The 13,894-nt window shown below is 35.1% G+C and carries 14 protein-coding genes; 7 read left to right on the top strand and 7 right to left on the bottom strand.

All coding sequences use genetic code 11. The annotated features are described in order from the left end of the window. Nucleotides 1-100: 100 nt before the first annotated feature. The 6 genes from FF125_RS14320 to FF125_RS14295 all read right to left on the bottom strand — a co-directional run bounded on the left by FF125_RS14320 (nucleotide 101) and on the right by FF125_RS14295 (nucleotide 3,892). Complete coding sequence (locus tag FF125_RS14320) at nucleotides 101-301, bottom strand: hypothetical protein (RefSeq protein WP_138950407.1); 201 nt, start codon at nucleotides 299-301, stop codon at nucleotides 101-103. Between the two features lie 318 nt (nucleotides 302-619). Beyond that, on the bottom strand, nucleotides 620-1,060 hold the full coding sequence (locus tag FF125_RS14315; RefSeq protein ID WP_138950406.1) for a hypothetical protein: 441 nt from the start codon (nucleotides 1,058-1,060) through the stop codon (nucleotides 620-622). A 126-nt stretch (nucleotides 1,061-1,186) separates the two neighbouring features. Then, nucleotides 1,187-2,218: a serine hydrolase domain-containing protein gene (locus tag FF125_RS14310; RefSeq protein WP_138950405.1), complete on the bottom strand. Its 1,032-nt coding sequence runs from the start codon at nucleotides 2,216-2,218 to the stop codon at nucleotides 1,187-1,189. Nucleotides 2,219-2,409: 191 nt separating this feature from the next. Then, nucleotides 2,410-3,072 carry a pyridoxamine 5'-phosphate oxidase family protein gene (locus tag FF125_RS14305; RefSeq protein WP_138950404.1) on the bottom strand — a complete coding sequence of 221 codons (663 nt, stop codon included), beginning with the start codon at nucleotides 3,070-3,072 and terminating at the stop codon, nucleotides 2,410-2,412. 2 nt (nucleotides 3,073-3,074) lie between these two features. Then, entirely contained in the window at nucleotides 3,075-3,365 is a 291-nt protein-coding gene (locus tag FF125_RS14300; protein ID WP_138950403.1) for a DUF1272 domain-containing protein, read from the bottom strand. 23 nt (nucleotides 3,366-3,388) lie between these two features. Then, nucleotides 3,389-3,892, bottom strand: a complete 504-nt coding sequence (locus FF125_RS14295) for a GNAT family N-acetyltransferase (protein WP_138950402.1) — start codon at nucleotides 3,890-3,892, stop codon at nucleotides 3,389-3,391. 83 nt (nucleotides 3,893-3,975) lie between these two features. Between FF125_RS14295 and pdxR the strand changes: the two genes are divergently transcribed. Beyond that, nucleotides 3,976-5,478 (top strand): MocR-like pyridoxine biosynthesis transcription factor PdxR, encoded by a 1,503-nt coding sequence (gene pdxR / locus FF125_RS14290; protein ID WP_138950401.1) that lies wholly within the window; start codon nucleotides 3,976-3,978, stop codon nucleotides 5,476-5,478. 159 nt (nucleotides 5,479-5,637) lie between these two features. Here the strand turns inward: pdxR and FF125_RS14285 are convergent, their stop codons facing one another. Further along, a complete protein-coding gene (locus FF125_RS14285) occupies nucleotides 5,638-6,198 on the bottom strand; it encodes a hypothetical protein (protein ID WP_138950400.1) in 561 nt (186 codons plus the stop codon). Nucleotides 6,199-6,432: 234 nt separating this feature from the next. Here FF125_RS14285 and FF125_RS14280 point away from each other — a divergent pair, with 234 nt between their 5' ends. The 6 genes from FF125_RS14280 to FF125_RS14255 all read left to right on the top strand — a co-directional run bounded on the left by FF125_RS14280 (nucleotide 6,433) and on the right by FF125_RS14255 (nucleotide 13,891). Beyond that, nucleotides 6,433-7,728 (top strand): phenylacetate--CoA ligase family protein, encoded by a 1,296-nt coding sequence (locus tag FF125_RS14280; RefSeq protein WP_138950399.1) that lies wholly within the window; start codon nucleotides 6,433-6,435, stop codon nucleotides 7,726-7,728. Between the two features lie 148 nt (nucleotides 7,729-7,876). Beyond that, entirely contained in the window at nucleotides 7,877-9,007 is a 1,131-nt protein-coding gene (locus tag FF125_RS14275) for a lysophospholipid acyltransferase family protein (RefSeq protein ID WP_138950398.1), read from the top strand. Further along, nucleotides 8,997-10,535, top strand: coding sequence for a YifB family Mg chelatase-like AAA ATPase (locus FF125_RS14270; RefSeq protein ID WP_117883410.1), 1,539 nt, complete (start codon nucleotides 8,997-8,999; stop codon nucleotides 10,533-10,535). Before FF125_RS14275 ends, FF125_RS14270 begins: the two co-directional genes overlap by 11 nt. 88 nt (nucleotides 10,536-10,623) lie before the next feature. Further along, nucleotides 10,624-11,460: a DUF6438 domain-containing protein gene (locus FF125_RS14265; protein WP_138950397.1), complete on the top strand. Its 837-nt coding sequence runs from the start codon at nucleotides 10,624-10,626 to the stop codon at nucleotides 11,458-11,460. A 96-nt stretch (nucleotides 11,461-11,556) separates the two neighbouring features. Next, nucleotides 11,557-12,672, top strand: a complete 1,116-nt coding sequence (locus tag FF125_RS14260) for a DUF2891 domain-containing protein (RefSeq protein ID WP_138950396.1) — start codon at nucleotides 11,557-11,559, stop codon at nucleotides 12,670-12,672. After that, the gene (locus FF125_RS14255) at nucleotides 12,665-13,891 is read left to right on the top strand and encodes an Nramp family divalent metal transporter (RefSeq protein ID WP_138950395.1); all 1,227 of its coding nucleotides are present in this window, start codon (nucleotides 12,665-12,667) and stop codon (nucleotides 13,889-13,891) included. The genes FF125_RS14260 and FF125_RS14255 overlap by 8 nt, the downstream gene beginning before the upstream one ends. The last annotated feature ends 3 nt before the right edge of the window (nucleotides 13,892-13,894 follow it).

Here is a 13,894-nt window from a genome sequence, read left to right as displayed (position 1 = left end):
AAGACTTTTTTTAGTTTCCAATTCAGATTTTTATCCCACTAACTTACTAAAAAGCTCGATTTGATTCTCGTTCTCAATTTTATTGAAAATTCAAGGTTATTTATTTTTTATTATTTCCACCTATTTGTCCTGCTTTAAGCATTACAAAAACGCCATAAGCAGCTAAAACCACACCAAGTATTGTAAAAGAAAGATAAAATATAGCTGAACTTTTCAATGTTAATAATGTCATTCCAATTATTGTAAATAATCCACCAATACTTGAAATCAGACTTCCTTTATTTTCTTTTTTTTTATCCATAATTTTATTACTATTTTCTATTTTGAGTGCGTTCCGTTAATGTATGGCAACTATTGTACAAACGTCCCGACGCTTCGGGAGTGCTTATTTCCTTTTAACGTTAAACGTTATTTTCGCTTAAACCACATCTAATTTTCAAATATTACGGATAGAAAAGTTAAGTGCTGGTTAGCGAGCTATCCAAAGTTAATGCATTTCAACAAATGCATGTTAAAGTGAGTGCACTGTTTTATTTACAATTACAGGTTGTTTAGTGTTTCTAAAACTATGGAGTTATTGAATTAATAAATTCTATGAAATATTGGGGTGGCGTATGTTTTACTGGTGATACGCTTGGTTATGAGCCAATGTGTTTCCACAATTAACACAAGAGCCAGCTGCTCCAGCACCTCCAGCACATCCTTTACTACAGGTGTAATGCCAAACTCCATTTGCATTAGTAGCACTTGTTGTAGCAGGTGGTACAACAAAGGGGGCATTAGCATTAGGGCCTGTTGGTGTTGGTGTACTACCACCATGATAAACCGTATTATGTACTAAGGGGTTTCCACAAGTCTCACACATACCAGCCGCACCAGCACCACCAGCACAACCACTTAGACAGGTATAGTGCCAAACGCCACTTGCATTTTGAGCAGGTTCTCCAGTAATAGATTTGGTTGTTTTAGCCTTAGGGGCTGCTTTTGGGTCAATTCTACAAGAATATAATAATGTGGTAGCTATAAAAAGAAGGATTAGGATAGTGCTAAAATATTTCATAAAAATGGGGGAATCGAGATTTGTTAAATATGTTTATGGGGTAAAAATACATTATTTTTTTTATCATTTACTGCTCCATAAATAGCTTTAACATTTTATATCGTAGTGTAGCTGAAATGTCTGATCTTAGTATCGACTTTTCTTCACTATTTTTACAACTCTACTGTAAAAAATCTCTGATAAATTCCAGTTGTAGCCGTCAAAATTTGTAGTACTCGTAAATTGAATAACTACGGTGTCTATGTCTTTATGGTATTTTGCAATGCTTTGGTAGCCAGGTACCAATCCGGTGTGCTCATACTCGTAAATAGAACTGTAGATTTCTTGTTCGCCTGTGTCAAATACAGTACCCTCATTTAATGCTCGTATAAATGTACCCACATCTTCAGCAGTAGCTAGCATACCCACATTATCTGTTTTAAAATCGTCGTCATACCCCACATAATAGCCACTCATAACATCACCTATGTGTACTTCATTCAAAGATCCAAACGTATTTTTCAGACCTAAAGGTGTTAAAATAACTTCCTTTATATATTGGTGGTCATCATAACCCACTGTTTTTTTTATAAGCCTACGGAGTAACAAATAATTGGTGTTTGAGTACCCATAATCAGTATCGGGTTTAAAGGTCGGTGGCATATCTAATGCATAAGCAAGGGCTTCTTCATTATTTTTTGACGGATTATCCCAAAAATGGGGATGGTCTACGTAATTGGGAATGCCACTACGGTGTTGCACCATCATTCTGAGGGTGATTTTATCTGCATATGCAATTTTTCCTACCAATTCAGGAAAGTAATGGGCAAGGGTTTCATCTAAGGACAAACGTTTGTTATGTACCAGCTTTGTAATGGCAACCGCCACATACAATTTACTTATACTGGCAATTTTAAATAATGATGTTGGATCGGCGGGTGTTTTTTCTGCTCTGTTTTTATATCCTGCTGCGTAAAATGCCGGCGGCTTGCCTGCTTCATCAACATACACAATCATTCCGTCAAAACCGTACGTTATCGCCTTATTTACTTGTTCTTGAACGGTATCGGGTAGTGGCATTATCCATGCTTTTACAAGAATCCACGGTACAAAGTACAGAGAGCCTATACTTGCCATAATAAATAGGATTCTAAGTATACGTTTTATTTGAGGTTTCATAATAAAGTCATATTTGCAATCACTCGTTTTTTTGTAGCTATTGTCAAATTTAATTGCCAAACAAAAAGGTAACTATTTACATACTGTTTTCTTTAAGTGATAATGCATTCAAAGTTAATAAATTAAATTTTATTTTTTTTATATCTAAATAAAAGTGTTTCATACATTGTTCATGAGTTGTCCACGTATTTTTATGCTTTGTGTTGCTCATAATAATCCAATACATGTTTCGGAATATCTAGTTGTTGAGGTAACCCTTTATCAACAATTGGATATTCGGCAACTTGCTTTATAGGAACTAAACCTGCCCAGACCTCTAATTCGTAATCTTCAGGTTCGTCGCCCACACCCACATCTCTAATTTTAGCAGAGGCATTTTCTATAGTCATTTCTACGACTAAAGTTCGGTCTATTTCTTCTGGATGCATGGGTCTAATTCCGTCCCATCTTCCTTTCATCATATGTTCCATAAAACAATGAAGAGCTGCCTCTTTTTCTTTTGGATTTACTATATTTTTTACGGTACCAAATACCGTTGCAGAACGATAGTTTACAGAATGGTGTAAACCAGAACGAGCCAAAACTAATGCGTCTAAATGCATAACCGTTATGCTCATTTGTTTTGCTTCTAATAAAGCGAGTAACATTCTGTTGGCTTGCGAGCCATGCAAATACACTTTGTTGTCTTTTCTTCCATAAGCCATGGGTAACGTAATAGCTCCACCTTGATATACATAACTTACATAGCCTATAAAACCAGCATCTAAAATGGTGTTGATTTTTTCAACATCATAAGTAGCTCTAATTTGTCCACGCTTTACTCTGTTTAATTTCGATTTTGAATATTCCTTCATAATTATCTTTTTTCTGGGGATAGGTTTTTAAATTTTTCAGTATTTATTTTTGCTTTTTCCAACTCTTTTGGTTTAAAAATACGTTCATTTGAAGCAGGGTGTTGCCTTATTTCTTGTTGTGGCCTAATAGGGCGTTCCACAAAATTACCGGAACAACTAGGACATACATTTTCGAAAATTTCAAGTGCACATGTTTTGCAATATGTACATTCAAAAGAGCAAATCATGGCATCTGTGGCTGTGTTTGGTAAATCTTTGTTGCAATGTTCGCAATTGGGTCTTATTTCTAACAAACTATTTCTATTTTATATTGTTTTTATATTTTGTTGTTGAGTAAACTCATATTGTATGATGACCAAAATTCAGTGCCAAATTTCATATTATCTTTGAGTAAACCTTCTATTTTAAATCCGCATTTTTCATAACATTTTAAGGCTTGGGTATTAAAATCATGTACCCCTAAATCTATGCGGTGCAGTTTGAGTTCTGTAAAACCGATACGTACCAATTCCTTGATAATTAAACTTCCAATACCTTTGTTTCTAGCGTTTTTATCGCCAATTAAAACCCGACAAATTCGTGCACTGCTACTTCTTACATTGATAGCATTTAATTCGGCATGACCAATAACTTCATTGGTGTCCGTTTGAATTGCTTTATATACCAACCTATCGGTACAGTCAAGATACCTATCAAGTTGACTGTTGGTAATGGGGTAATCGAATATTTGTCCACTAAAAAGTACCATTTGCTCTTCTGAAGTAATCCAGTTGATTAACCTGTTATAATCTGATTGATTAAATTTTTCGAGATGAATCATAGGGCGGTTTTGTTTTACACTTCAAAAATAATATATTTGTGGACTGTCATAATCGTCCAGAATAGATATATTTAATAGTCCAGATGTTTCCGTACAAAACCAGTATTCAATTTGATAGAAATAGCAATCAGGCGTTGTATTTACAACTGTCTAATCAAATTATTCAGTTTATAAAAAATCAAACCTTGGCACCTACCACGAAGCTTCCTGGTAGTAGAACCTTGGCGGCACAGCTCCATGTGCATCGGAAAACAATTGTTGCTTGTTATGAAGAGTTGTTGCTTCAGGGGTGGGTAGAAAGTATTCCTAAAAAAGGAACTTTTGTACATCGTAATTTACCAGTACTAAATCAGCAAAAATTAGATGATACTGTCCTTTCTGATTTAAAAATGGATACGGGATTTTCTTTTTATAAGAATAATATCTCACCTAAAAGCCTTGCCAAAAGGAAGGAAGAATTTTTGTATTTTGATGATGGTGTTTCAGATGCGAGATTAACGCCCATGGATGAAATTGCAAGAACCTATCGACGGATTTCTTCTAAAAAAAACGTTTTTGAACACTTATCTTACGGCTCTACATATGGAAATGATACGTTGCGAGAAGTTTTGGTGACTTATTTAAATGCTACCAGAGGTTTGCATATCTCTAAAGAAAATGTATTGATAACGCGTGGTAGCCAAATGGGAATTTGGTTATCTTCACAGTTGTTACTTCAAAAAGATGATGTGGTGGTGGTTGGAAACACCAATTATTTGTCGGCAGATATTACTTTTTTAAATCAACAAGCTACCCTAGAGCGTGTTTTGGTAGATAAAAACGGAATGCAAACTGATGTCATTGAAAAGCTCTGTAAACAAAAACAAATAAAGGCGGTATATGTAACTTCTCATCATCATCACCCAACAACCGTAACGCTTTCAGCCAAAAGGAGAATTCACCTTTTAAACCTTGCAAAGCACTATAATTTTGCAATAATTGAAGATGATTATGATTACGATTTTAATTACAATCACGCTCCAATTTTACCATTAGCGAGTCACGATACCAACGGAAACGTAATATACATTGGTTCGGTTTGTAAAACAGTAGCTCCCGTTTTTAGAATTGGTTATTTAATTGCTTCAAAAGAATTTGTTGATGAAGCTTCGAAATTAAGAGGTGTTGTAGACAGGCAAGGGGATGCCTTACTAGAATTAACATTTGCTGATTTTATAAAGTCGGGCGATTTAGATCGGCATATTCGTAAGGTGATGAAAATTTATCAGCAACGACGCAATTTGTTTTGTAAATTATTAAAAGATGAATTGGGCAGTTGTATTGAGTTTGATACGCCCATAGGAGGGATGGCAGTTTGGGCCAAGTTGAATTCAAAATATTCATGGGCAACTGTTGCTGAAGTTGCCAAAAAGTACAACTTAGAAATTGGCAATTGGCAACGATATGATAGTGCTAAGTTAGGTCACAATTGTATCCGTATAGGTTTTGCATCGTATAATGAGGCAGAAATTCAGGAATTGATACACCGATTTAAGAAAACAATGGAAGAAACCATGGAAATGTATCGTTGTCCTCAACTTTTTTGAATAGCACTTTAGCCATTGCAAGATTGTTTAAATTTCTTCCTTACATGCTCTCATACTCATAAAATTCTTTCTTATAAGCGGTTTTACTACCTCATTGATATCTGTTTTTTGTGATATAAATAGTATTCAAAATAATATAGGGAGGCATTCTGTGTTTTATTACCAGACTACAGGGATGTTTTTAAAGGCAACACTGATTGTTTTTTGAGGGCCACTACTTTTTGTGTAAAATTTTACTACCAAACTTTTAATAAATGGAGTCCCTTCTATCACCCCTTTTAAGGAGGCTGAGAATTTTACAGGTACATCACTGAATAATTTATCTACACGTTTACCAAGACCAATGTTTAATTTTGAGTACTTTAAGCTATTTCCTTGTGGGTCAAACGCTTCGGTACTACCAATTTGCATCATTCGTAATACACCATTATTTATCATTAGACCTTCAATAAGAACTTCTGCAGAGTTAGTATCGCCGGTTGCTGAAGTAATTTTAAACGTAACGTCGTTTGTTTCTGAAGAAATTTTGGAATTAATTAAATTTAGTGTCTCTTGGTAGTATGCTATTTCTTTTTGCTGTTTTGCAATAGCCTCTTTTTGCGTAGCTATTACAGCTTCTTTGTTACTCAGTACCATTTTTAGTTCATCACATTCTTCTTGTGCAAAGGCGGTGGTTAAAGAAATAATAGTGAATAGGCTCAACAATTGTAGTTTTCTCATTTTAATGAAGTTTTTGTTAGTAAAAGTAGAGGTTTATCTAAAACCTTGCCAACTTCTTAATATTCTGTTAAAATAAATTCTAATTTTAAAAATGGACTAGAAACACTGCTCTGTACCCTAGGTTATTTTTATTAACGGCGTGTTGTAAACAGTTCAAAAAGCCAGAGAGCTAAATACTGCCAGCTGTAAACTTTTTTTACTGTCCACTTTTTTCATACTTTAGCCCTCTCACATATGTATTGCATGACGCCAACTATTGAAACTAAATCTACCGCTGAAATTCAACATTTTCAGGAAGAGAAATTACAGATCTTATTAACGTATCTTCAAGCAAATTCTAAGTACTATAAAAAAGTATTTGCCTCTCAAAATATAGCTATTTCTAGCATTAAAACACTGTCAGATTTAGCTAAAATTCCGGTAACTACCAAAGACGATTTACAGCTTCATAACGATGATTTTTTATGTGTGCCTAAAAACGATATTGTAGATTATGTTACAACTTCAGGTACCATGGGTAACCCCGTTACCTTCGCGTTGACTGATGCTGATTTAGATAGATTGGCCTATAACGAAGCCATTTCTTTTGCCTGTGCAGGTGTTACTAAAAATGACACTGTGCAGCTAATGACAACGATGGACAGGCGATTTGTGGCAGGTTTGGCGTATTTTTTAGGAGTCAGAAAACTAGGAGCAAGTATTATTAGGGTAGGAGCGGGTATACCTGAATTACAATGGGATTCTATTTTAAAATTTAACCCTAAGTATTTAATTGCTGTACCTTCTTTTTTATTAAAACTGATTGCTTATGCCGAGGCCAACAAGATAGATTACAATGCGTCTAGCGTAAAAGGAGTAATCTGTATTGGAGAGTCATTGCGTAACGAAGATTTTTCATTGAACCTGTTGGCAAATAAAATAACTTCAAAGTGGAAAATTGACTTATTTTCTACCTATGCGTCCACGGAAATGAGTACGGCTTTTACGGAATGCGAAGCTAAACAAGGCGGGCATCATCATCCTGAACTTATCATTACCGAAATATTAGATGACGATAACAATCCTGTAAAAGAAGGGGAATATGGCGAATTAACCATTACTACCTTGGGTGTTGAAGCGATGCCATTGTTGCGTTTTAAAACGGGAGATATTGTTAGAGAGCATCGAGAACCTTGTGCTTGTGGTAGAAATACAATGCGTTTGAGTCCTGTTATGGGAAGAAAAAAACAAATGGTAAAATATAAGGGTACTACGCTATACCCACCTGCCTTATATGACTTATTAAATGATTTTGATGCCATTGAAAATTACATCATAGAAATTTCTCATAATGACATTGGTACGGATGAGATCTTGATAAAAATTGGAACAGAATCACCTTCTCACGAATTATTAGACCGTATTAAAGACCATTGCCGTGCCAAGTTAAGAGTATTGCCAACGTTAGAAATACATGATATTGAGTCTATTAATGCCTTGAAATTCCCTAAAATGAGCAGAAAACCCATTTTGTTTATTGATAAAAGATAATTTTGTATATTGATTGGAAATGCCATATTTTTAAAAAAAATATTGTTGCATCAAGTCTAAGATGTAAATAAAGTTCCTGTTTTTTAAGCTGTATTACAAGATACAATGAGCCTACGGCCAATAGAAACAGGTATAATCAAACAATTGTATGACAATAACCAAAGAAATTGCTACTATATTTGAAACCATTGCACCTTACAATCAACAGCAAATTGATGCAGCCTTGCAATGGCTAACTACCAATACTAAATTTAAAAACGGCGTACGTTATATTTATCCTGATTGGTCAGATGAGGAGATTGTATATAAACTTAATAAATGTAACAATTGTGCCGATTTTCAAGTCAACTTTATAGAACCTATGATTCGTTCGTTGATTGAAAATTCTATTAATAATTTACACATCACAGGCCTTGAAGACGTAGCGAAAGCAGGGAATAACCTATACATTTCTAACCATCGCGATATCTTTTTAGATTCAGGTTTGTTACAATATACTTTATATCATAGAGGATATCCATTTACTGAAATTTCTTTAGGCGATAACCTTATTGTAAACTCGGTAATGGAACGTGTGGCAAAATTGAACAATATGTATACTGTTTTTAGAACCGGTACACGTGTAGAATTGTTGCAAAATGCCAAGAATTTATCTGCCTATTTACGGTATTCTATTGCTCATAAAAAGGTTTCTTCATGGATAGCTCAGGGTAATGGACGAACGAAAGATGGTAATGATAAAACCTTTCCTGGGTTGGTGCGAATGTTGCTAATGAGTGGAGGCACTAATTTGAAGCAATCTTTAAAAGACTTGCATATTGTAATTTCTTCTGTATCTTACGAATATGAGCCTTGTGCGGTTGAAAAAGCAGTGGAGTTGCAAACGAAAGATGAGTTAGGAGGATATAAAAAGGCGAAATTTGAAAATATCAATAGCATCATTAAAGGTGTTGAGGAGTATAAAGGCGATGTGAGTTTACATTTTGAAAAGTTAAATGAAGAAAATATTGATTTTTCAGGCGATTTAAAAACAACGGTTAGGGCCATTGCAGATGAAATGGATAGATTGGTATATAAAAACTACAAGTTATTTAAAACGAATTACATAGCTTATGATATATTGCATAAAACCAATCTCTTTGTCGATTTTTACACACGTGAAAATTTAAATGAGTTTAAAGAATACATGCAATCGCAAAGTAATGACCTTGATATTCAAGAGCGTTTACTGAAGATGTATGCAAATCCCGTTATAAACAAACAACGAAATGTTAACTAAAGTCTATGGCAGTGCTGTTTTTGGTGTAGAAGCGACCACAATTACCGTTGAGGTAAATATTGATAAGGGTATCGGTTATCATTTGGTCGGTTTGCCTGATAATGCGGTAAAAGAGAGTAATTTTAGAATTGCTGCTGCTCTACAAAACAATGGCTATAGCATTCCGGGTAAAAAGATCACCATTAATATGGCTCCTGCCGATATGCGTAAAGAAGGTTCTGCGTATGATTTAACCTTAGCGGTTGGTATATTAAAAGCTTCCTCACAAATTAAAGGTGATACCATTTCAGACTATCTGATTATGGGTGAACTCTCCTTAGACGGAAGTTTACAGCCTATACGTGGCGTACTGCCAATCGCAATTAAAGCTAAAGAAGAAGGGTATAAAGGTTTTATTTTACCAAAACAGAATGCAAAAGAAGCTGCAATTGTAGAAGGGTTAGAGGTGTATGGTGTCGAAAACATAAAAGAGGTTATTGATTTTTTTGAAGGGAATTCTACCTTAGAAGCTACTATTGTTGATACTAAAAAAGAATTTGAAGATAATTTAGAACATCCTGAATTTGACTTTTCAGATGTAAAAGGACAGGAATCTATTAAAAGATGTATGGAAATTGCCGCCTCTGGTGGTCATAACATTATATTAATTGGTCCTCCAGGTTCTGGAAAAACCATGTTAGCCAAGCGGTTACCGAGTATTTTACCACCAATGACCTTGCATGAGGCGTTAGAAACTACCAAAATACATTCTGTAGTAGGTAGGGTTCAGGCAAATTCAGGGTTAATGGGGCAACGTCCGTTTCGTTCGCCGCATCATACAATAAGTGATGTCGCATTGGTTGGAGGTGGAGCATATCCGCAACCGGGAGAAATATCATTGTCTCACAATGGTGTGTTATTTTTAGATGAATTACCAGAATTTAAACGCACGGTTTTAGAGGTAATGCGACAGCCATTAGAGGATCGAGAAGTTACTATTTCACGTGCAAAATTTACAGTTACCTACCCCAGTAGTTTTATGTTGGTGGCGAGTATGAATCCAAGTCCAAGTGGATATTTTAACGACACTCCAGGACATGTAACTTCTTCTCCCACAGAGATGCAGAGGTACTTAAGTAAAGTATCAGGTCCATTGTTAGATCGGATAGATATTCACATAGAAGTACAGCCTGTGCCTTTCGAAAAGCTTTCTGAAGAGCGAAAAGGAGAGTCTAGTAAAGTCATTAGAGAGCGGGTTACCATGGCACGACAATTGCAGACTAAAAGGTTTGAAGGCAATCAGAAAGTGCACTATAACGCACAGATGAATGTGAAGCAAATTCGAAAATATTGTAAGTTAGATGCAGCTTCAACGTCTTTATTAAAAACGGCGATGGAGCGTTTAAATCTATCTGCCAGAGCTTATGACAGAATATTGAAAGTAGCAAGAACCGTTGCTGATTTAGATAATTCTGAAACCGTAAAGCCTGATCATATCTCAGAAGCCATTCAATATAGAAGTTTGGATAGAGAAGGATGGTTAGGATAATTTTTACTAAATTTGAGGCCATAATTCGTTTGATTTTTAGTTAAATAACCTAATTTCGATGCGTTTATATAAAACAACCCCTACTACAATGAAAAATTTATATTTATTACTGATGTTATCGGTGGTAATTTCAGTAAATGCCCAATCAAAGGCAAGTAATAAAATATTAACAGAGACCGAATGGATCAATAAGGATTTAGATTATATCCGCTTTGACAATGATGCTGTTATATATAATTTTGACAATACAAAACAAGAAGTTCAATTTGATCTAGAAAATAAGAGTTTGTCGTTCAAAATGAATTATAGATTGGCTGGGGATTTTAAAACGGAAGAATTTAAGTTCAAAATTAAAGAAATCAATAAGAATAGATTGGTTATTGTTCCTGTTAACTCTCAGAGTAATGAAAGTTATAACAAATTAGATGCAAGTGCTTTAGCAAAAGACAAGCAATATGTATTTTATAATAGAGGTAAGTTGTTGTCTAAGGTTAATTTTAAGACCTTAACTTTTCATTCTTCTACCTGTTTTGGTACCTGTCCTTCAATGTCAGTTCAAATTAATATCGACGGTACTGTGTTTTATCACGGTAAAAATTATGCAGAACCTCAAGGTAATTTTATCGGAAAGTTGACCAAACAGGACATTTATGAATTGAAGAAGATTCTAAATAGAAGTCAGTTGTCAACCATAGATAAGGATTGGAAACAAAAGTCTAAACGTAATGATACGCCTAGATATACGTATATTGTTGATTTGTTTGATGGAGAGAAGATAGAAATTAATACGAATGATCAGCATCCTGTGTTGGATAAGCTTTCAGACTTTTTATTAAATATTGACAAAAAAGTTGAGTTAGAATCAGCAAGCGAGAGTCATGATTTTGAAAAATCAAAATTGAGTTTATATAAGATTTCTCAATAGATTAGAAGTTCACTTTTTTAATAATAATTTATAGTGGTGCAGTGCGTTTAGGCGAATAGATTAAGTGTGCTTTAATTCTATATACAGTTATAAAATATGAGGTACTTTTATGCATTATTGTGTTTGTTGTTGATTGTAAGTTGTAAAAAATCGGACTCTAAAACACAAGAACAGTCTCCCGAAAAACAAATAGTTGTTGCCCCTGTGCCTCAACTTACCTTAAAAGAAGCGAATCATTTAGCGTCCCTACCCATAGGTTGTATTGAGGTTGAATATCCTAATAAATTAAATCAAACCATTGGTGATGCAACTGATTTGCAAACGCCTTCTGCCTTACATCCTGCGTTTTATGGTTGTTTCGATTGGCATTCATCAGTGCATGGACATTGGAGTTTGGTAAGTTTACTAAAACAATTTCCAACATTAGATAACGCTGGTAAAATCAAGGAAAAACTACTCAATAACATTTCTAAACAGAACATTTTAAAAGAAGTGGCCTATTTTGAGGGAAAGCATAATACATCGTATGAACGGACGTATGGATGGGCTTGGCTCTTGAAGCTAGCGGAGGAAATTCATACTTGGGATGATGAAACAGCCAGAACGCTAGAGTTGAATTTACAGCCGTTAACAGACTTAATCGTTCAGAAATACATCGAATTTTTACCGAAATTAATGTATCCTATTCGTGTTGGAGAGCATGCAAATACAGCATTCGGACTTTCATTTGCTTATGATTATGCTACAACATTGAAAAATATGGAGTTGGCAGCGTTAATTGAAAAACGTGCTAACGATTTTTATTTTAAGGATGCAGATTGTCCTATTTCTTGGGAGCCAGGTGGTTTTGATTTTTTGTCTCCATGTTTAGAAGAAGCGGCCTTAATGAAACGGGTTTTACCTCAAGTTGAATTTAAGAAGTGGATGGCAACATTCCTTCCTCAATTATCTAATAAAAACTTTACACTAGCCGTTGGTGAAGTTTCTGATAGAAGCGATGGAAAGCTGGTGCATTTAGACGGTGTTAACTTTTCTAGAGCTTGGAGTTTGAATAAAATAGCTGAAAGTATACCTGAATATAAACATCTTCAAAATATTGCTAATCAACATATTAATAATTCTTTACCAAATATTGTTGGAGATAGTTATGAGGGCGGACATTGGCTGGGTAGCTTTGCAATTTATGCTTTAAATTCTATGCCGGTTGATTAAAAATTGGTTTAAAAATATAGGTCCAGGTCCTTTAGTTGCTGCAGCTTTTATTGGTCCGGGTACGGTAACCTTGTGTACAATTGCTGGGGTTCATTTTGGGTTTGCATTGCTTTGGGCAATGGTCTTGTCTATCATTGCTACGGTTACCTTGCAAGAAATGTCTGCCAGATTGTGCATTATCACTCAAAAAGGGCTTTCTGAAGTCATAAGAACTGAAATTAAAAACCCAATCTTTCGAAAAATTATTATCATCCTGGTCTTATCTGCTATCGTTATTGGCAATGCGGCTTATGAGGCGGGTAATATTAGTGGTAGTGTCTTGGGTTTGGAGACTGTCATGAAAAATCATAGCCTAGAAATAGGTAGTTTACGTCTTAATGTTTTTAGTCTTGTTATTGGTCTTGTGGGCTTTTTGTTGCTGTATGTTGGTAACTATAAATTACTTGAAAAGGTATTGATAGCCTTAGTAACTGTGATGAGTATTGCTTTTTTAATTACCGCTATCTTAACGAAGCCAGACTTGTCAGAAATAATAAAAGGAATATTCATACCAAAAACACCAAAGGGTAGTCTATTGACTATTGTAGGGTTAATAGGGACCACTGTAGTGCCTTATAATCTTTTTCTGCATGCAAGTTTGGTAAAAGAGAAATGGGGTCGGCAAAGCGATTTAAAATACGCCAGAAAAGATACAGTCATTGCTGTGGTCTTGGGTGGCTTGGTTTCTATGTGTATCATCATTTCCGCAGCGGCTATACAGCATCAAGAAGTGAATAGTGCAGCCGACTTGGCATTAGGTCTAGAGCCTTTGTTTGGCAGCTATGCAAAATACTTTTTAGCCATTGGTCTGTTTGCGGCAGGTATCACAAGTACAATTACAGCGGCATTAGCTGCTGCTTACGTTGCAACAGGGTGTTTAGGTTGGAAAACGGAACTGAAATCTGCTAAATTCCGAGCCGTATGGATGTTTATTTTGTTTTTAGGAGTGTTGTTGTCTTCGTTGGGGATAAAACCAATCGAAATCATCAAATTTGCTCAAGCGGCAAACGGAATGTTATTGCCTGTAATTGCTGGATTTTTACTGTGGATAATGAATAAAAAGTCAGTGTTGGGTGACTTTAAGAATACGAAAATTCAAAATGGCGTTGGCTTAATAATTTTAGCCGTAACCATTTTTCTGGGATTAAAGAGTATCTTTAAGGTGTTTGAATTGATATAATCA

Origin of the sequence: Aureibaculum algae, from assembly GCF_006065315.1 — a bacterium.
Lineage (GTDB): Bacteria > Bacteroidota > Bacteroidia > Flavobacteriales > Flavobacteriaceae > Aureibaculum > Aureibaculum algae.
The sequence above is the reverse complement of the archived record's forward strand: the minus strand, read 5'-3'. Positions and strand labels throughout refer to the sequence as shown.

Coding starts and splice junctions, on each gene's coding strand:
- FF125_RS14320 (WP_138950407.1), bottom strand. CDS start 301: ATGGATAAAAAAAAAGAAAATAAAGGAAGTCTGATTTCAAGTATTGGT.
- FF125_RS14315 (WP_138950406.1), bottom strand. CDS start 1,060: ATGAAATATTTTAGCACTATCCTAATCCTTCTTTTTATAGCTACCACA.
- FF125_RS14310 (WP_138950405.1), bottom strand. CDS start 2,218: ATGAAACCTCAAATAAAACGTATACTTAGAATCCTATTTATTATGGCA.
- FF125_RS14305 (WP_138950404.1), bottom strand. CDS start 3,072: ATGAAGGAATATTCAAAATCGAAATTAAACAGAGTAAAGCGTGGACAA.
- FF125_RS14295 (WP_138950402.1), bottom strand. CDS start 3,892: ATGATTCATCTCGAAAAATTTAATCAATCAGATTATAACAGGTTAATC.
- pdxR (WP_138950401.1), top strand. CDS start 3,976: ATGTTTCCGTACAAAACCAGTATTCAATTTGATAGAAATAGCAATCAG.
- FF125_RS14285 (WP_138950400.1), bottom strand. CDS start 6,198: ATGAGAAAACTACAATTGTTGAGCCTATTCACTATTATTTCTTTAACC.
- FF125_RS14280 (WP_138950399.1), top strand. CDS start 6,433: ATGTATTGCATGACGCCAACTATTGAAACTAAATCTACCGCTGAAATT.
- FF125_RS14275 (WP_138950398.1), top strand. CDS start 7,877: ATGACAATAACCAAAGAAATTGCTACTATATTTGAAACCATTGCACCT.
- FF125_RS14270 (WP_117883410.1), top strand. CDS start 8,997: ATGTTAACTAAAGTCTATGGCAGTGCTGTTTTTGGTGTAGAAGCGACC.
- FF125_RS14265 (WP_138950397.1), top strand. CDS start 10,624: ATGAAAAATTTATATTTATTACTGATGTTATCGGTGGTAATTTCAGTA.
- FF125_RS14260 (WP_138950396.1), top strand. CDS start 11,557: ATGAGGTACTTTTATGCATTATTGTGTTTGTTGTTGATTGTAAGTTGT.